This window comes from Actinoallomurus sp. NPDC050550 (assembly GCF_040655075.1).
Lineage (GTDB): Bacteria > Actinomycetota > Actinomycetes > Streptosporangiales > Streptosporangiaceae > Actinoallomurus.
This window is the reverse complement of sequence record NZ_JBFAJC010000004.1, coordinates 180,805-199,206: the sequence shown is the minus strand read 5'-3', so window position 1 is coordinate 199,206 and position 18,402 is coordinate 180,805. Positions and strand designations below refer to the sequence as shown.

Annotated in this window: 14 protein-coding genes; 3 read left to right on the top strand and 11 right to left on the bottom strand. The window is 70.5% G+C overall.

Annotation, left to right across the window (positions count from 1 at the left end; genetic code table 11):
• Positions 1-17 precede the first annotated feature (17 nt).
• From AB0I04_RS07295 to ychF, 8 genes are all read right to left on the bottom strand, one after another.
• Entirely contained in the window at positions 18-1,157 is a 1,140-nt protein-coding gene (locus AB0I04_RS07295) for an NlpC/P60 family protein (RefSeq protein WP_360880521.1), read from the bottom strand.
• A 10-nt stretch (positions 1,158-1,167) separates the two neighbouring features.
• On the bottom strand, positions 1,168-1,797 hold the full coding sequence (locus AB0I04_RS07290) for a hypothetical protein (RefSeq protein ID WP_360880518.1): 630 nt from the start codon (positions 1,795-1,797) through the stop codon (positions 1,168-1,170).
• A gap of 7 nt (positions 1,798-1,804) precedes the next feature.
• Entirely contained in the window at positions 1,805-4,105 is a 2,301-nt protein-coding gene (locus tag AB0I04_RS07285; RefSeq protein WP_360880516.1) for a type IV secretion system protein, read from the bottom strand.
• A gap of 83 nt (positions 4,106-4,188) precedes the next feature.
• Complete coding sequence (locus AB0I04_RS07280; protein WP_360880513.1) at positions 4,189-6,726, bottom strand: ATP-binding protein; 2,538 nt, start codon at positions 6,724-6,726, stop codon at positions 4,189-4,191.
• A gap of 163 nt (positions 6,727-6,889) precedes the next feature.
• Positions 6,890-10,159: a TcpE family conjugal transfer membrane protein gene (locus tag AB0I04_RS07275; protein WP_360880510.1), complete on the bottom strand. Its 3,270-nt coding sequence runs from the start codon at positions 10,157-10,159 to the stop codon at positions 6,890-6,892.
• Between the two features lie 61 nt (positions 10,160-10,220).
• Positions 10,221-10,484, bottom strand: a complete 264-nt coding sequence (locus AB0I04_RS07270; RefSeq protein ID WP_360881038.1) for a hypothetical protein — start codon at positions 10,482-10,484, stop codon at positions 10,221-10,223.
• 82 nt (positions 10,485-10,566) lie between these two features.
• A complete protein-coding gene (locus AB0I04_RS07265) occupies positions 10,567-11,352 on the bottom strand; it encodes a conjugal transfer protein (protein ID WP_360880507.1) in 786 nt (261 codons plus the stop codon).
• Positions 11,353-11,767: 415 nt separating this feature from the next.
• Positions 11,768-12,847 (bottom strand): redox-regulated ATPase YchF, encoded by a 1,080-nt coding sequence (gene ychF / locus AB0I04_RS07260; protein WP_360880504.1) that lies wholly within the window; start codon positions 12,845-12,847, stop codon positions 11,768-11,770.
• A 108-nt stretch (positions 12,848-12,955) separates the two neighbouring features.
• On the opposite strand from ychF, the gene AB0I04_RS07255 reads away from it, so the two are divergent.
• Positions 12,956-14,170: a DNA recombination protein RmuC gene (locus AB0I04_RS07255; protein WP_360880501.1), complete on the top strand. Its 1,215-nt coding sequence runs from the start codon at positions 12,956-12,958 to the stop codon at positions 14,168-14,170.
• Positions 14,171-14,243: 73 nt separating this feature from the next.
• Positions 14,244-14,876 (top strand): DUF6542 domain-containing protein, encoded by a 633-nt coding sequence (locus AB0I04_RS07250; protein ID WP_360880498.1) that lies wholly within the window; start codon positions 14,244-14,246, stop codon positions 14,874-14,876.
• 7 nt (positions 14,877-14,883) lie between these two features.
• On the opposite strand, the gene AB0I04_RS07245 is transcribed toward AB0I04_RS07250, so the two are convergent.
• On the bottom strand, positions 14,884-15,831 hold the full coding sequence (locus tag AB0I04_RS07245) for a 4-hydroxy-3-methylbut-2-enyl diphosphate reductase (RefSeq protein ID WP_360880495.1): 948 nt from the start codon (positions 15,829-15,831) through the stop codon (positions 14,884-14,886).
• Positions 15,832-15,991: 160 nt separating this feature from the next.
• On the opposite strand from AB0I04_RS07245, the gene AB0I04_RS07240 reads away from it, so the two are divergent.
• Complete coding sequence (locus AB0I04_RS07240; protein ID WP_360880492.1) at positions 15,992-16,918, top strand: hypothetical protein; 927 nt, start codon at positions 15,992-15,994, stop codon at positions 16,916-16,918.
• Positions 16,919-17,095: 177 nt separating this feature from the next.
• On the opposite strand, the gene AB0I04_RS07235 is transcribed toward AB0I04_RS07240, so the two are convergent.
• The gene (locus AB0I04_RS07235) at positions 17,096-18,067 is read right to left on the bottom strand and encodes a hypothetical protein (protein WP_360880489.1); all 972 of its coding nucleotides are present in this window, start codon (positions 18,065-18,067) and stop codon (positions 17,096-17,098) included.
• The gene (locus AB0I04_RS07230) at positions 18,064-18,375 is read right to left on the bottom strand and encodes a PadR family transcriptional regulator (RefSeq protein WP_360880486.1); all 312 of its coding nucleotides are present in this window, start codon (positions 18,373-18,375) and stop codon (positions 18,064-18,066) included. The genes AB0I04_RS07235 and AB0I04_RS07230 overlap by 4 nt, the downstream gene beginning before the upstream one ends.
• Positions 18,376-18,402: the final 27 nt, after the last annotated feature.

Here is an 18,402-nt window from a genome sequence, read left to right as displayed (position 1 = left end):
CGCCGCTCACCGTGCACTCAGAGCCTCTTGGTCGGGCCGTTATGGCCGTTGTGAGCCGTGGGACGAGTGAAGCCGACGGCGCCACCGGGATAGGTCTTGTAGTTCTGGAGCTTGACGACGTCGCCGGTATGCGGCGCGACGATCATGATGCCTTTCTGAGGGTTGTAGACGATACCGACATGCCCCGGACCGGTATGCCCCGGCAGGTACTCGAAGTAGACGAGATCGCCCGGCTGCTCCTGTCCTCGGGGCACCGACGCCCCCCACCAATACTGATCATCCGAAAGCCGGGGGATGGTGACGCCGGCGCTCTTGTACGCGGACAGCGTCAGTCCGGAACAGTCGAAGCTGTTCGGTCCGGTCGCGCCGTAGACATAGGGTTTACCCAATTGTGCCTTGGCGAAGGCGATCACCGTCGCGGCCACCGCGCTCGGGGCGACCGGGGCACCGTTCATATCGGTACAGTTCGGGCCGTTGGCTTGGACCACGTCGAAACTGCCTGAAGCGTATTTCTTCGCCATGGACAGCACGTTGTTGACGTAGGACACCAAGTGGTTGTACATGAAGATGGCCGTGCGCATACGATCCGGCGCACCGTTGTGCTTCAGATACCGAGCGGCGGCGGGAATGGCATCCGCCGGATCATAACGGTCCTTCTTGCCGTCGCCGTTGCCGTCGACTCCGAACTCCGCCCACGTACCCGGAATGAACTGCATGGGGCCACCCGCGTGCATGGAATTCTCGCCGCTGAGGACACCGGGCGCCTTGAGCTGGCCGTGATGGGTCTCCACCCATCCGATTCCGGCGAGCACGTTCCAGGGGATGCCGTACTGCTGACCCGCCTTCTTGTAGAGCGCCAAGTAGTTGGACGGGATCCCGTTGGCGTCACTGGACTGCTGCGGCTGTGACGCCGCACCGGAGGTGTCCGTGCAGTTTCCGCCGCCACCGGCACTCTGGTAGAGGTTGTTGGCTCCGAAAAACAGAGGAATGGACACCAGGCTCATGAAGAACAGAGCCGCAGCGCCTCCGGCGATGATGATCGGCAGGCGGACCGCACCCCGATCCGATCGCGTGAAATGATGAAGAGAGACAATACGACGGCTACCACTCCGTCCCCCCAAGCCGACGCCGAGCTGCGAGTGCCGGCGAAGCCTCATCTCTTTCCCTTCACTTGTCCCCTACATTGGCCGGCTGGAAGGCGAAAACGACCCAGCCCCCACCAGACCTCGTCACCGTGACGGCGTACTGCTGACTGCTGTCGCTGGAGCTTCCTCCCTTGTTGATGTGCTGCGTTCCGGTGACCAGGAAGATGAACTGGTCTTTCTCCATGTCCCGGAGAGAGTCCAGATGCGCGTCGGAGGTCGAGACCTCCTTGTCCTGCTTCCGCTGATCGAGGACGCCCGGCGCCGACGAGTCACGCTGCAGTTGCGCCGAGAGATCGGCGGTCACCATGCCCTGCATCCGCCCGATAAAGGCGCCTGGCTGTTCGTCGTACCGATACGTGCCGTACGCGATGGTGAAGCGACGGGCCAGGTCCGCCGCCGCGCTGAAGTCCTTCTGCGTGAACGGCAGAAGTGAATAAATGTCGTACGAACCACCGCTCGGCGGAGGACCGGTCACTCCGGGCGCGGTCGCCGACGGCACGGACGGCGACGGGGACGAGGTCGCCCCGCCCCGCCGTGCCGAGCCCTTGTGCTTACCGCTTCCGGTGCCGAGCGTCAGGACCACTCCGGCCGCGACAAGGAGCACCACCAGCGCGGCGAACAGGAACTTGCGCTGGCGATCAGTCAGATCCATCGGCCCCTCATCGTTCGTCGTCCCCGTCTTCGCGCTTCACCGGGCGCAACCAGAACGGCATGGCCGGGCCGTCGTCCCGAGACCTTCCCGACCACAGTGGCGGCGGCGCCTTCCGCTCGGAAGGGCTCTCCTCACGCCGATTGGCCGCGGGCGCAGGGCCAGGCCTCGCTCCGGACGCTGCTCCGCGCGCCGGCGGATTCTGCTGCCGCTCCCCCGAACCACCGGAGTCTCGTCGCGGAGTCGTACGGCCGCCGGATCCGCCACCGAACCAGCTCCGGCCTCCACCAGCACCGCCACTCACCGCGCCGTCGTTCCCGCCGCCGCCGGGCCTGCCGCGGCCGCTCTCGCCTCCGCCAGCGGGTCTGCGAGGTGGTGTGCGGGTACCAGACCCCTGGTCCGCGCCGGTCTTCCCGGCAGCAGCCCGGCTCGGGCCGCTGGGCGCCGCAGGCGGACGCGAACCCCCACCTCCGGCGGCGGCGCTCGGTCGGCGCTCCTCGCGCGCCGGTGAATCCGCCGGCGGGCGCGGAGCCGGCGGACGGGCTGCCCCGGACGGACGCGAGCCCCACAGGCTGCCGCCGTTCGCCCTTCCGACCGGCGGTGATGCGGCGGCTTGGGCACGCGGGGACAGGTTCAGCGGAGGAGCACTGCCTCGCGCCGCACCAGCGGCCTTCGCGGCGAGTTGTGTGGCGCGCCCACGGCGGTCGGACGCACCGACCACCTCACGACCCGCCGTGTCGAAGTCGGCCGATTCGTCGCCTCTGAGCGCGGGTGCGCCCGCAAGGTTGCCGGTATCACGCTTCCCCCAGCGACCGAGCCGGTAGCCCGCCGCTCCGGGAACGGCCGCGGTCGCGACCGCGGTGGTCCGCTTCCGCGTCTCCCGGATCGCCTCCTCAACGTGCTGCTCGCCTTTACGGGAACCGATGGCGGAGTAGCCGACCGCGGCGAACAGGTGCTGGAACGGTTTCCGATAGACGAAGGCGGCCAGTGTGACCAGCGAGATGAGCAGAATCTGCAGGCCCCACGGCAGACTCTCGGCCATGACCAGCCCGTAGCACCACAGCAGGAGCGCCAACACTCCGATCAAGGCGGCCTGCTTCAGCAACGTTGACAGGAGCAACTCGAACCAGCGCACCGCGATGACCCGGCCGATGCCGGGATGGATGCCGATACCCAGGAAGATCGGTCCCGCGACAAGGAGCAGCAGGAACGAGATCTTCAAAATTATCAGCATGACCGAGACGACCAGGACGAGCAACCCGGCGACCAGGGCCGCGAGCAGCGCTCCGAATCCGACAGCGAGACGCGACGTCCAGTCCTTCCCCTGGAAGAGGGAGTACGCGCCAGGATAATTATCCTTGATGTTCTTCGTGACTGCTTTATAAGCGTCGGATTTTTTGCCGAGATCCGGCTTCTGCCCGCTGACACTCTCATGAAGATCGACAGCTTGAGAAGCCAGGAGGTTAGCCGCATTGTCCTGAACAATCTTAGCCTGCGGGTCATCGGAGCCGAACTCGCCCATCAGCCATGGTTTACAGACGAGCGTCACCCATAGGCCGTTGGCATTCCGAGTCGCCGCATCGTTCGACGCCGGTTGCTGCGGTTTTCCCTTCCCGTTCTGAGGAATGCACGTGGCGCTGTTGGCATCGCTCTGCGGGAGAGCGGCATTGAAGGCCGCAGTCGCCCCGTTCGAGACCTTCGTTCCCAATGTCGTGAAGTCGCCGGGTCTGCCGATCAACCAAATGAGAGCGACCATCGCCAGCACCATCCAGATGGTGCCTTCCGCTACCCGGCTGGCCCTCCTGCGAATCAACCCCCACCAGGCCAGCCACAGAGCGCCAAGGATGACGACCCACGACCAGTATTTGGCGCCGAATGTGTTCCCCATTCCGCGGATGACGCCATCGACCGTCTTCTTCAGCCACCCAAGGAGCGATTCAGAGGCCGCCGCCTGATAGATGGTGATGGTCGTCCGATCGATCGCCTGCGCGAAGACGAAGACAGTATTCGCGATGTTGTTCCCGATCATGGCGGGCATGTCGGAACAGCCCATATCCACGGCATGCCATGACTGACCGCGCGTTCCGTACCGGTCGTAGTAGGTCAGCTGCTCCGGTGATTTCTTTGCCGTCGCCTTCAGCTGGTTACTCGGATAGTCCGGAGGCTCGACCATCCCATCTATTCCCGAACCGTACTGCTCTGGGGCCGGGTGATCGGCGGGCGCGCAAACGTCGTTCGGGTTGGAGCCTGGCGCTGTGGGGATGGGATCGGCGCTGGCGATGCCCAGGGGGCTGAGGACCAGCAGGGCCATCAGGATGAGGACGAGAAGCGACCGGCGCTTCCCCCGTGGTCGGGCGGTTGCCGCTGTTCGTCGGCGGCGGATGCCTGGCACCCTCATCGGGGGACCTCCTGGGTGACCTCTGTGGCGGGGTCGCGGGGGGCGGTGGAGGGACGAGTTGGTCGCTCGTTCCCACTATGCGCGTCGGACAGCTCCTGCGCACCGGTTTCACCGGGCTTGGAGCGTGTCGGGTTGGTGTCGAGCCAGCGGAGCAGTTCCTCGGAGATGAGGTCCACGCCGATGCGGCCGGCGCGGCCGTCGAGGTCGCGGAAGATGCACTCGCCGTTGCCGAGGTTGCGGAGCACGGCGCGGTGTTCGTCGGAGTTCTCGACGCCGAGGAGGGCCATGACGTTGCCGACCTCGTTGCGCTCCGTCGAGCGGAACGAGTAGACGGACGAGAGGCAGTTGGTCACCTGTTCGTTCAGCAGGTCGCCGGCGTTCTGCGAGACGAGGATCAGGGCGGTGTTGCGGGAGCGGCCCATCCGGGAGACCTCGGGGATGAGCTTGGCGCCCTCGGGCGTCTGGGTGATCGCCCACGCCTCGTCGAGGAAGATGGTCTTCGGGAGGTGGCGGTCCAGGCCGTGCATCAGGCGGCGGGCGAACTGCGACACGAGGTACATCAGGGCGACGGAGAGCCGCTGCTCGTAGGAGTAGTCCTCACGGTTGATCGCGACGTCCGGCAGGGTGAGGCCGCCGAGGGTGAAGACGGTCGTCCAGCCGGCCGTGTCGATCCGCTCGCCGCCGGACGGGTCGAAGCAGAGCCGGGCGAGGCGCATCTCCGACATGGATCGCAGGACGGCGCCCAGGTTCTTCGACGCGGGGTCCTCGGAGGCGTCGAGGTAGTCGACGACCTTGCCGAGAGACGGCTGCGGCTGGTTCGCGACCGCGCCGACCGCCTGGATCATGGCGGACTCTCGCTCTTCGGACATGCGCGGGAGGAGCAGCCGAAGCGTCTCGGTGGCCATGGTCTTCTTGGCCGCGAGGTCGTCGCCGAAGCTGAACGGGTCGAGCAGGCCGGGCGCCGCGGAGCCCAACGGCAGCACGCGAGCGCGGCGTCCGCGCCGGCGCAGGAGCTCGACCAGGGACTCGGCGTCGCCCTTCGGGTCGATCGCCGCGATCGTCACCCCGCGCAGGGCCATCTGGTACAGCAGCAGGAGCGCGAGTGTCGTCTTTCCACCACCGGGCTCGCCGGTGATGGCGACGGCGGTGGGGCGGTTGCGCGCAGCGGCGACGAGGGGGTCGAAGTGCACGATGGAACGGGCGCGGCCGAGGGTCTCGCCGATGTACGGCCCGACCCAGCCGGAGGCGGTGTCGTCTCGCCGGTCCCCCAGGTCGACGGTCGCCGTGGGCATGCCGCCCGCGATCGTCCGGAGCGGCTGCCGCTGGGCATAGGCGTTGACGCGGATCCGATCGCCGGGCAGCGACTCGCAGAACAGCGAGAACTGGTCGCCGGTCGAGCAGACGATGTCGATGCCGAGGTCTCGGTAGTGCTCGACGACCGCGTCGACGCGCTGCTGCAGGAGCTCCTCGGTCGGTGCGGAGACGATGAGCCGGTGCCAGCCGTACACGAACGGCAGGCGCTCCTTGGTGATGCCGTGCTCGAGCATGCGCGCCGCGTCGATCTGCTCCGCCAGCGCGATGGGGGCCTCCGCTCCGGCCTCCCGGATGTGCTGGTCCATGTCCCGGGCGTGGGCGAGCTTGCGGGAGACGTCCTTGGACGCCTTCGCCGGCGGGACGAGCTTCATCCGTGCCGACACCTCGACCGGGAAGGGCAGCGCGTCGGCGAAGTGCATCCACGGCTCGCCGTCCGGGAACGGCATCAGGTCGGGGAAGCGCGCGAAGGACAGGTACGCGACGTGGGACGATCCGCTCGGCTGCTCCATGCGGAGGTTCGAGCGGCCGTTGACGATCGTGCCCTCGACGAGGCTCTCGATCTCGCCGGCGCCCCAGGTGCGGCGGGGGGTGGCCGAGGGCGGCGGGTCGGTCAGGGCGCCGGTCGCCGCGTGCTGGAACAGCCAGGCGAGCTCGGTGGACGAGGCGTGCCTGGCGTAGAGGGCGCTGCCGCCGAGGGAACGGCCGAGCCGCTCGGCCTGTTCGGTCCAGCGCGTGATCTCCTTCTCCGGGATCGCGTCGTCGTGCAGGCCGAGGACCTCCTCGCTGCGCTTGTAGAGCCCGAAGAGCTGCTTGAAAGCCCCGCCGGACAGCTGGGCGCCGACCCCGCGCTGGCCGAGGCGTACGCCGAGGTAGACCTCCTTGGTCCAGAAGTCCTTGGACCAGACGTGGGCGTACATCTCCTCGAGGTACTCGCGCCACCCGGAACCGCCGTCGGAGGTCTCGTCGAGGGCCAGCGCCCATTCCGCCGCCGGGTAGGTGCGGTGCGCGATCCGCAGGTGGATCTCGGCGTCCTGCATGCGGATGCCGGCCATCGCGATGGTGATGTTGGTGGCGAGCGCCTCACGCTCTTCGTTCGTCGTGAACTCGTACGAGACCGTGGGCAACCGGAAATATGCCCAGGCGGCGTTGTCGGTGAGGAGGATCCGGTCGTCGAAATACCGCACGGCCAGCCGGCTGCGGGCCTTGGATGCCCTGCTCATCGGTAACTCCCCGTCCTCACTGAACACGCTGATCGTGCACGGCCCGGTCGTCTCACGTCTCCGGCCCGTCGCCTGCGGGCCGCCTTCTCCGGGCCGCTTCGCGGCACCCCGCTCGGCGGCACGTCCCGCCGTAGCGGGTGAACGTCCGCCGGACGCTGCCGGCTCATCGGGAGACCTCCTGCTGTGGATAGCGGCCCGGCGTCTGGACGAGGCCGCCGGCGACGACGCCACCGAGCGCGATGTACGCCTTCCGGGTGGGCGCGCGCAGGGACCGCAGCTCGTTGCGCGGGGCGCGGTCGAGGCTGAGGTGGTCGTCCCAGGGGATGCGCACGAGCGCGCGGCACCGCCCGCGGGCCACCGCCTCGGCCTGCTCCACGTCGTCCATACTGCGGCGGCTCACTCCGTTGATCACGGTGACGGCCCGGGAGCGCAGGTCCTCGTAGCCGTGGCCGTCGAGCCACTCGAAGGTCATGGCCACCGCCCGCGGCGCGTCGGAACTGGCCGGAGCGACCAGCACGATCTGGTCGGCGTACGGCAATACGCGGGCGACCACGGCGGCCGCGGCGTCGAGCAGCGTGATCGAGTAGAACCGGTCGAGCGTCCGCATCGCGAGGGCGTAGTCGCGGTCGTCGAGGGCCTGGACCGGGTTCTTGCCGGCCGCGACGACCTCCAGCCCCGACTTGGAGATGGAGGTGTAGCGGCGCATCATCTGGTAGCCGGTGACCTGCTCGGCATGGGTGATCAGCGAGGTGAGCGTCTCCCGCGTCTCGGTCTTGGTGCGACGGGCCATGGCGCCCGGGCCGGGGTTGACGTCGACCGCCACGATCCGGTCGCCGCGGTGCTGGGCGAAGGTGTGACCGAGCATGAGGCCGGTGACCGTCTGCCCCGCTCCGCCGGTGCAGCCGAGCACGACGACGCGCCGCGCGCCCGCGAACGCGGTCCGTACGCGCTGCTCATAGTCGCCGTCGCCGCTGCCCCCGCCCGAGAAGATCCGCCGGCGGCCGCGGCCGTCGTCGCGTGCCTCGTCCTCGTGCCCGGTCTGGGGCATCGGCCCGGGACGCACCGGTGAGGCGGGGCCGGAGCGAACCGCGCGGGGCGGCGACTCCGGTGATGCCGCGGCGGCATCCGGCCGCGCCGGCCAGGCCTGCTGGTCCGCGCCCTGCCGTGGCGGCGTCGTGGGACGGGCGGGCCGTGCCGCCGGAACCTGCGCCGGCCTGGCCGGCGGCGTACGAGGCGGCTGGGCGGGTGCCTGCGGCGAGGTCGGCCGCGGTGACGCGGCGGGCGGCGATGCGGGCCCGGCCGCCGGCGCCCGCGGAGGCGCGGGCGGTGTCGCCGGGCGGGACGGAAGCACTCCGGGCGCGGGCGGCGTCCACCCTGGTGCCGGGGTGGACGTCTCGCGGGCGGCCGGTGGTCGCGCCTCGCGGGAAGGAGTCGCCTCTTCCCCATGCGACCGGCCTCGAGGGGCCGCCGCGAGCCTGCCCGGGCGGCCGGGAGAGGCGTCGCGCGGTGGGGTGGTGCCGGTGTCCGCCCGCGGTCGGGCGGTGTCCTTCTCCGGCTGAGCCGAAGCCGCACCCGCGTCCACCCGAGGCTGGGCGGGGCCCGTATCCGGTCGCGGTTGAGGGGTGCCCTCCTCCGGCCGAGGCGGAGCACTGCCCACGCGCGGTGGAGTGGTGGTGTCCGCGTCCGCCGGCGGTGGAGCGGCGTTGCCCGCGTCGGGTCGCGGCGCGCGGTTGCGCCGGGACGGCGTCGGCCACACGATCTGGTCGGTACGGGCCTCGGCGATGGCCTGCTCTTCGTCGCTCAGCGCCGCCGCGCCGTGGTCCGCCGGCGGCTCGGCCGGCCGTCCGCCGCCTGGCCGTGCCGGTCCGTCGGTCCCGGTCGGCGGCTCGGCGGAGCCATGGGCGGCGGGGTCGTCGGCGGGCTTGGCGTGCCGCCCGTGCGGCAGCGGGATCACCTGGGCCGGCAGCCCGCCCTGGTCGGCCTGCTCCGGCGCGGCGGGTCGGCCCGGCCGGGCCGGGCGGCCGGGCTCACCGGTCTCGGCCGGCCGGTCGGACCGGCCGGCCGCCGGGGGCCGCGCGGGCGTGGCGCCCGTAGGACGGGGCGTGCCGGCATCGTCTGAGGCGGTCGTCGGCGAAGCGCCGGGATGCGCCGCCGGTGGCCTCGGCGGAGCGGCGTGCCGGCCGAAGCCGGGCGACTCGTCCGGCTTCGCCGCAGTGTCGGCGCGAGTGGGCGTGTTCGGGGTGGCAGGCGTGTCAGGGCGAGCGGGCGCGTCGGGAGGTGCCAGCGCGTCCAGGCGTGCCGGCGCCTCAGGGCGAGCGGGAGTGGCCGGACCGGCGGGTTTGGCTGCGGGTGTGTCAGAGGACGGCCCCGTGGGGGCCGGCGGCAGGGTCGGCGTCGGCCGGGTGGTGGCCGCCGAGGCCTCCGGCTCGTGGGAGGCGCTGCGCTGCCGCGTCACGCGGCGTGGCACGTCGGCCTCTCGCCCCGGCCCCTGGGGAGCGATCTCGGGACCGCCCTCCGCGGGACGTCCGCGCTCGGTCGCACGCCGGTCCGCGCTGTCCGGCTCGGCGGACGCCGGACCGGTGGCGTGGGCGGCCGGCGCGGCCGGGAGCCCGGGCCTCGCCGGTGAGCCGGGCCGCGCGGGCGTGCCCGGCGTCGTGGGAGTACCCGGCGTCACCGGAGTGGCAGGAGTGCCGGCCGCCGGCAGGCCGCGGACCGGTTGGGGCGCCGTGGGCTGAGGACGGGGCGGCCGGATCGGCGTGGGCCGGGCCGTGGGCTCGGAGCGCACCGGCTGTGGCCGCGTCGGCTCGACGCGGGGCGGGGTGAGCCGACGCCCTCCGGCCGGTGGCACGGCCGCGGTGCCGTCGTGAGGTGTCGGTTGCAGGCTCGGAGCGGGCGGGCGCTGGGCGGCGGGACGGCGGGCCGCGCCGTGCGCCGCGTGTCCGGCACCGGCGCGCTCGGGTATGGGCGGAGCGGCCACCGCCGGCGTCGCCGTGGCCGCCAACGCGGGTGCGCGCTCGACCCGTTCGGGCGCGGGATGCGCGGCGTGCACCCGTTGGCCGGACAGGTGGCCGCGCCGCCACACGCGACCGACGACGGCGACCTCGCCCGGCTCGTGGATGGGCGTCAGCCGGGCCCAGGTGCGGGCCTCGGTGAGGTAGCGCACCTGGGAGATCAGCAGCTCGGTGAGGCGTTTGCCTTCGATGACGGGACGAGTGGCCAGCCAGGTCAGGACGCCGGGCGGCACGAGATAGACGACATGCCAGGGCGCGTGGAACGGCAGGCCGGCCACCTGGAGCAGGACGATCCAGGGTAGGAAGACGCCGACGAACACACCGATCTGCACCAGCGGCAACGGCATCGGCAGCCGCAGGTCGTAGAGCTTGTAAAGCCGCTTCTCGATGCGCCAGATATTGGTGTACGTAGGCAGATCCACCCGGGCCCCACTCCCCTAATTGAGACCAGCCATGACTAGACCGGCATGACACCGGCCGTGTTCAGGATGTTTTGATTCCAAGCGCCGTCGCAATCGCCTTGGCCGTCGTCTCGATGATATTGGGGACGTAGAAAATGACTCCGATGCCGATCGCCAACAGAATGAATTGGACGAATCGCGTTATCTCTCGCGTGAAGAGGAAGAAGATCGCGACAATGGAGACGACGACCAGGAACAGCGGTCCGAAGATATCCCGCAGCCATTTCGCGAGATTGTCGGTGTCCAGACCGTTGTTAGGCGCCGCGCCGACATGTTGAGGCAGCATCGCCAACATGTGTTGGATCATCGGGCTGGCCTTCCTTGGTCGGGGAGTGAAGCGTAACGTTCGGGACGGGGCGGCCGGGACGTCATGATCCGGCCGGAAGCGTAGAACCTTGAATGTCCCTGACGAACCAATATCCGCCTTTCTTCACCATTGTCAGCTGGTATGTCTGCTCGAGCGTGCCGCCCGCCGGCTTGGCCTGACCAGCGGGAATCTGCCAGACGACGGTCGCCGTCACCGTCCGGGATCCGACGTCGCCGCGCGGGGCGACGATGTCTTTCAACTGGCCGAAGGTGACGGTGTTACCCAGTCCGGTCGCGGGAGGATCGGAGTAGCGCTGAAGCGAACCGGCGTCGCTGGCCGCGTAGGCCTTGAAGAAGTCCGTCAGTGGTTGCTGAAGCTCGGTCTCCAGCCCGGAGTCACGCTCCTGGGCCACTGGGGGAACCGACGCCGTGGGAGGGGGCGGGAGCGTGGCGGGACGCCCCGTGATCGCCATCGCCCCGTCCTTGGCATAGACGGGGACGGCGAGCTGGAAGAACCGTCCGTTGGCCCGCGCGAGAAGGGTGACGACGCCGTGCGCATCGTCATTCGCGCGCACCGACGCGACATACGCGGACTGCAACACCGATTTACCGGTGCCGTCCCAGCCGAGCTGCGGATCGATCCCACCGGCGATGAACTGGGCGAGTTGTCTCGGCCGATCCTGCGCCGTCGTCTGGTCGTAATTCAGATAGACCTGGGCGAATGACAGGGCGAACGCGGACGCCGCCGTCTCTGGAAACCGCGGCTTGGCGGCGTCACCGCTCGCCGGGGTATTGGACCGCTCCGAGGTGAACCGCTCGAACGGCGCCCGGATGCCGTTGACCAGCACGACGATGAGGAACGCCCAGAGGATGGCCCGGCCGACGTAGATGAACCAGCGCCCACCGGAACCACCCCAGCCGGGACGGTCGCCGCCGTCACCACCGGAGCCGCCACGGCGCTTGCCTCGGCGCCCCTTGTCGTCCGGAGTATCCCAAGGGTCGGCGGGCGGGTAACCGCCCGGCGGGTAACCGGACGCGCCGGCGTCTACAACGCCGGACGACCTGCGAGCCATCATGCCTCCGCTCGCGCCTTCCCCCCGGATCGGCGCGCCGTCTTATCCGTCTGGTCGAGTTCGGTTTACCACCTTAACCACGGCGGTCAATTGTTCCAGTGCCGAGCGAGGATGCACAGTCCCGCCGCGCGGTTGTGGACAACTCGGTAGCCGGTGGAGCATTACCGGACAGCGAGGTTCGTCTCCCCTCCTACACGTTGAAGCGGAACTCGACCACGTCGCCGTCCTGCATGACGTACTCTTTGCCCTCCATCCTGGCCTTTCCGGCCGCGCGGGCGGCGGCGACGGACCTCTCGGCCACCAGGTCCTCGTACGACACGATCTCGGCCTTGATGAAGCCCTTCTGGAAGTCCGTGTGGATCACCCCGGCGGCCTCCGGAGCGGTGGAGCCCTTGCGGATGGTCCAGGCGCGGGCCTCTTTGGGGCCGGCGGTGAGGAACGTCTGCAGCCCAAGGGTGTCGAATCCCACACGGACGAGCTGCAGCAGGCCCGGCTCCTCCTGCCCGGTGGACCGCAGGAGCTCCAGGGCCTCCTCGTCGGGCAGCTCGATGAGCTCCGACTCGATCTTGGCGTCGAGGAAGATGGCCTCGGCGGGGGCGACGAGCTCCTGCAGCCGTGCGCGCAGCGCCTCGTCCCCGAGCTCGTCCTCGTCCACGTTGAAGACGTAGAGGAACGGCTTGGCGGTCAGCAGGTGCAGCTCGCGCAGCGGCACCGGGTCGAGACCGGAGGCGTAGATCGTGGTGCCGTCGTTGAGGGTCTTCTGCGCCGCCCGGGCCGCGTCGATGACGGCGAGCTTGTCGCGGTCCTTCGTCGTCCGCGCCTCCTTCTCCAGGCGCGGCAGGGCCTTGTCGAGGGTCTGGAGGTCGGCGAGGATCAGCTCGGTGTTGATGGTCTCGATGTCGCGCAGCGGAGCGACGTCGCCGTCGACGTGGGTGACGTCCGGATCGTCGAACACCCGGATGACCTGGCAGATCGCGTCGGTCTCCCGAATGTTGGCGAGGAACTGGTTGCCGAGCCCCTGCCCCTCGGACGCACCTTTCACGATGCCCGCGATGTCGACGAACTGCATGGTCGCGTGGACGATCTTGGCCGAGTCGTACAGCCTGGCCAGCTCGTCGAGGCGCGGGTCGGGCACGGCCACGACACCGACGTTCGGTTCGATCGTCGCGAACGGGTAGTTCGCCGCGAGTGCGGTGTTCTTGGTCAACGCGTTGAACAGGGTCGACTTGCCCACGTTGGGCAGCCCGACGATTCCGATGGACAGGCTCACGGACGCAGAGTCTACGGGCCCTCGGAGACTGGCCGGACGGCCCGAGGTCAACGGTCTTCCCCGCGCGTCGGGCCGACATTCGCGCACTGCTTTTGTCACGATGCGGACATGGACGTTCTCCTCGGACTGGTGATCGGTCTGGTCGTGGGTACGGCGCTCGGCGTCGCGTGGGCGCGGAGCCGAACCGCGGTGATCACCGCGCGGGCCAAGGCCGCCGAAGAGAAGCTCGCCTACGTCGAGGAGCGGCTGACCGAGCGGTTCCAGGCGTTGTCGGCGGAGGCGCTCGACGCGAGCAACCAGCGCTTCCTCGAACTCGCCGGGACCCGCCTGGCGACCGCCAACGCCGAGGCCGCCGGTGAGCTGGACAAGCGCATCGCGCCGCTCAGGGACACGCTGAACAAGGTCGAGGCGCAGCTGCGCGAGGTCGAGACCGGGCGGCGTGAGTCGCACGCCATGCTGGCCAAGCAGGTGGAGTTCGTACGCCAGAGTTCCGACCAGCTCCGCCGGGAGACGCAGACGCTCGTACGGGCACTGCAGCGGCCGGAGGCCCGCGGCCGGTGGGGGGAGCTCCAGCTGCGCCGGGTGGTGGAGATCTCCGGGATGACCCGGCACTGCGACTTCGACGAGCAGGCCACCGCCGGGAACGGCCTCCGGCCCGACATGGTCGTACGGCTGGCGGGCGGCAAGAACATCGTCGTCGACTCGAAGGTGTCCCTGGCCGCCTATCTGGACGCCGCCGGGGCGGACGACCCGGCGGCGTGGGAGGCGCGGCTGGACGCGCACGCGCGGCACCTGCGTGAGCATGTGGACCGCCTGGGGGCCAAGTCGTACTGGCAGGCGTTCAGCCCGGCCCCGGAGTTCGTGGTGCTGTTCGTGCCGGGCGAGGCGTTCCTGGCGCCGGCGCTGGACCGGGACCCCGGGCTGCTGGAGTACGCGATGCGCCGCCGCGTGCACATCGCGACGCCGACGACGCTGGTCAGCCTGCTGCGCACGGCCCACTACGCCTGGCAGCAGCAGGCGCTGTCGGAGAACGCCCGCGCGGTGTTCGACCTCGGCCGGGAGCTGTACGAGCGGCTCGGCACGCTCGGCCGCCACGTCGACCAGCTCGGCAAGTCCCTGACGAACGCCGTCGTCGCGTACAACCGGACCATCGGGTCGCTGGAGAGCCGGGTCCTGGTCACCGCGCGCCGGCTCAACGAGCTGGGCGTGACCGACGCCGACCTCGACCCGCCCGCCTCCGTGGACGAACCGGCCCGCTCGCCGTCCGCCGCGGAGCTCGCCGACGACGCCGAGGAACACCGTCAGATCCGCCTGCTGCCCTGACGTCGTGTCGCGAGACGCGGCGTACTGAACGGGTTACCGTGGAGGGAGGCACTGTCGACCCTGAGGCGGGCTGGTGGCAACGGACACGCGCGGAGATCCTGAGACGGTCTCCGCTCGGCGACGTGAGACGACGCGGCCTCCGGCCGCGCCCCCGGCGGAGCGCTCACGGGCCCGCTCGGCCGTCACGCTGACCGGCCGGGGCGGCACCGCCGTAGTGCTCGCGTGCACACTGCTCGGCGCGGTGATCGGCGGAATGTTCGGGCTGCGGTCGGCGCAGGGGCTCTTCTTCGTCGTCGGGTGCCTGCTGGCCGTGCTGGCGACCCGCCGTACGGACCTGCTGACGCTCGTCGTGAGCCCGCCGCTGCTGTTCTTCCTGGTGACGCTGGTGTCGGCGCTCATCGGGTCGGTCGGGGAGAAATCGTTCCTGCTGAGCACCGTGGTGGCCGTGGCGGCGAAGCTGACCTCGAGCGTGCCGTGGCTCTTCGTCGGCGCGGTGCTCGTCGTGCTGATCGCCGTTCCACGGGGGCTTCCCGCGAACCTGCGGGATCTGAGCGCCCGGGTCGCGGCCGACAACCCGTTCCGCGGCCGCACGTCGCTGCGCGGCCGGAAGAAGGACGAGGACGACGACCCGGTCCGGTGGGACGAGAGCCCCGGCCGGCTCCCGGCCGCGAAGGCCCCGCCCGCGGAGGAGTCCGCGGGCGAGTGACGCTCCCCTACGCCGAGCGCAGGTCGCGGCGGAGTTCGTGGGGCAGCGCGAAGACCATCCGCTCGCGCACGGACTCGACCTCTTCGACACTGTCGAAGCCGAACTCCGCGAGGCGGGCCAGCACGCCCTCGATCAGCTCCTCCGGCACCGACGCGCCGCTGGTCAGCCCGATGGTGTCGACCCCCTCGAGCCACGCCGCGTCGATCTGCTCGGCGTAGTCGACGAGGTACGCGGCGTCGGCGCCGTGGTCCTTGGCCACCTCGACGAGACGCTTGGAGTTGGAGGAGTTCTGCGAGCCGACCACGATGACCAGCTGCGACTCGGCGGCGATCTCCTTGACCGCGACCTGGCGGTTCTGCGTGGCGTAGCAGATGTCGTCGGACGGCGGGTCGAGAAGCTTCGGGAAGCGGGCGCGGAGGGCCTCGACCGTGGCGTTCGTCTCGTCGACCGACAGCGTGGTCTGGGAGAGCCACACGACCTTCTCCGGGTCGCGCACCTGGACGTTCGCGACGTCGTCGGGGCCGTCGACCAGCTGGATGTGCTCGGGGGCCTCGCCGCTGGTGCCGATGACCTCCTCATGCCCCTCGTGCCCGATCAGGAGGATGTCGTAGTCGTCGGTGGCGAACCGCCTGGCCTCCTTGTGGACCTTGGTGACCAGCGGGCAGGTCGCGTCGATCGTACGGAGCTTCAGACCGGCGGCCTCGTCGTGGACGACCGGGGCGACCCCGTGCGCGGAGAAGACGACGATGGCGCCCTCCGGCACCTCCTCGGTCTCCTCGACGAAGACGGCGCCGCGTTCTTCGAGGGTCTTCACCACGTGGACGTTGTGCACGATCTGCTTGCGGACGTAGATGGGCGCGCCATAGCGCTCGAGCGCCAGCTCCACCGTCTGCACCGCACGATCGACGCCCGCGCAGTAGCCGCGCGGCTTGGCCAGAAGAACCCGACGAGTCATGTGTTCCATGGTAGGTGTGATCGGAGTGCGCCGGTTTCGGGCGAAGAAAAACCCGGCCACGGCGCGTGAACGCCACTGCACCGTAGGGCAGAGTGGTGGATAACAGATCCGTCATACCGACCAGTCCGCGTCCGCGGGGCTGGAGGGAGCTGAAACAACGATGACACGATCGCCGCGCCGACTGAAGGAGCAAGTCCGGGAGACCGTCAGCGAGCTCCCCATCCACGCCGCCCGGCTGGCCGTGATGGGCGTCGGCCAGGCGCTGCTGCTCACGGACCGTGTCCGCAAGGACTACAAGGAGGCCCGTGAGGCGGGCCTTGGACCCGTGCTCGGTCGGCTTCGCGGCGACGCGGAGGACCTCACCGGCCGGATCGTGGGCAAGGTCACCGGACGCACCGCTCCCGATGAGCGGGCGGACGCCGAGGAAGGCCCCGCGCCGTCCGCGGCGAGCTCCGAGATCGCCGTGGGCAAGCCGAGCGGGTCCGCGCGCACACGCACGGCGGCGGGCCGTACGGGGCCGTCGGCCGCCTCGCGGGCCGAGTCCGCTCCGGCGAAGGGCAAGCCGGCCGCGGCCCGGGCGAAGGGCGCCACCACGCCGGCCTCGCGGTCCGGCACGGCCGCACGCCGGACCAAGGCGGCCGAGACGAAGACGACCGAGGCCAAGACGACCGAAGCGAAGCCGGCCAAGGCCGCGCCCGCCGCCGAGTCCGCGACGTCCGCGAAGACCACGGCGCCGACCGCGAAGGGCAAGACCGCGGCCGGCGCCGCGAAGGCGACGGCCGCGCCTGCGACTCCGGCCAAGGAGAAGGCCGCTCCGGCCAAGAGCGCGCCCGCCGCCCCGGCGAAGGGGGCGCCGGCCGCCCGGAGCGCGGGCACGACCGCGCCGAGCACCGGGTCGGTGTCCGGCAAGGAGCTGCCGATCCCCGACTACGACAGCGCCTCGATCGCGTCCGTACGGGCCCGGCTACGCAACCTCAACGCGCGTCAGGTCAACGAACTGCGCGACTACGAGCGGGCGCACGCCGCCCGCGCCGACTTCCTGCGAATGTACGAGAACCGCATCGCCAAACTGCGAAGCCAGAGCTGACCCGCATCGCGACGGGTTGTGATCACCGGCGCCTCCCCGAGGGCACTTTCAGCGCACTCGGGGAGGATGGGGCATACGCGACCTGGCCGTCGTACCGGGAGGGCCGCGGCCGGTCGGACCACCGCGGGAACCAGCGGCCCCGACTCGAGCTGACGGACACGCATCACCGGGAGGACCTCAGGCCCGGGCGCGGACACCTCGACGTGCCGTGACGATCATCGCGCCGACGAGCAGGGCCTGGACGCCCCAGAGCGCGGCCGCGAGCGCCGCCGGGCCGAGACCGCCGGCCATCGTGTGAAGGACGTAGGGGCCGGCGTTCGCCAGGAGGAAGAACGTCGCGGCAATCGACCAGCGCAGGTCCCGGGTGACCGCCGCCGCCCAGATCCCGCCCGACAGCAGGAGCATCGTCAGGGGGATGTAGACCTCCGCGAAGGTCGGAGCGTACGTGGTGACCCATCCCCCGGAACACCCGTCGCCGAGGGCGCAGAGCGTCTCGGAGAGGATGCCGGTCGGCATGCGCATGTACCGGGTCATGGACATGACCGCCAGGGTGGCGAGCCACCACCATGATCGGCTCCGCGGCCTGGGCGGGCGGCGCACGACGAGGACGATCAGGGCGGCCACCATGACGGCGTACGCGGTGAAGCCGATCACGCCGCCGTAGATCGAAGTGGACGGCAGGTCGCCGGCGAGCACCCCGCTGATCAGCCAGCGGCCGACCCCGAGCGCCTGGATCAGCGCCACGGCCAGCGCCACAGCGAGCGCCACCCGGAACCGGCCGCGCATGAGGGCTGCGACCAGCAGGAGCGAAGAAATCACCGCGAAGCCTTGGTTCGCGAGGTCCGCGACGAGGTTGTTCAGAGCGATGAGGAAGGCACCCAGGGCCAGGCCATCCGCCCACCATGGTGTGGGGTGCGCGGTGTGCTCGTGGAGGCGGGCCGCGAGACCGCCGCGCACCAGGCCGGCGGCCTCGCGGACGGACGGTCGCCCGCGCCCCGCCGAGACCTCCAGGAGTGTTCCGACGATCTCCTCTCCGTACGCGGCGCGATAGGCGAGCGGGTACGCCCGCAGCAGCCGGCGGTAGCACCGCTCCGCCACGCCTGGGCGCGCCTCGATCCGCTCGGCGTCGTGCGGCTCCGGGCCGTTCACGACAGCGCCGTCCCGGGCCGCCCGAACACGATCCTGGCCGCTCGGGCCATGCGCTTCGCCTCCTCGGTGACGGCGTCGGCGCCGTCCTCGGTGATCCGGAAGTAACGGCGGGGCCGCCCGCCGACGGTCTCCTCACGGTCCACGGTGATCAGGCCGGTGCCGGCGAGCCGGTCGAGCGCGCCGTACAGCGTGCCGACCGCGAGCCGCACCCGGCCGCCGGACTGTTCCTCGGCGCGCTTGATGATCGCGTAGCCGTGCAGGGGACCGTCGAGGAGCGCTGCCAGAATGAAGTACGTGGGTTCGCTCATCGACCGCATGACGCCGAACCATATATC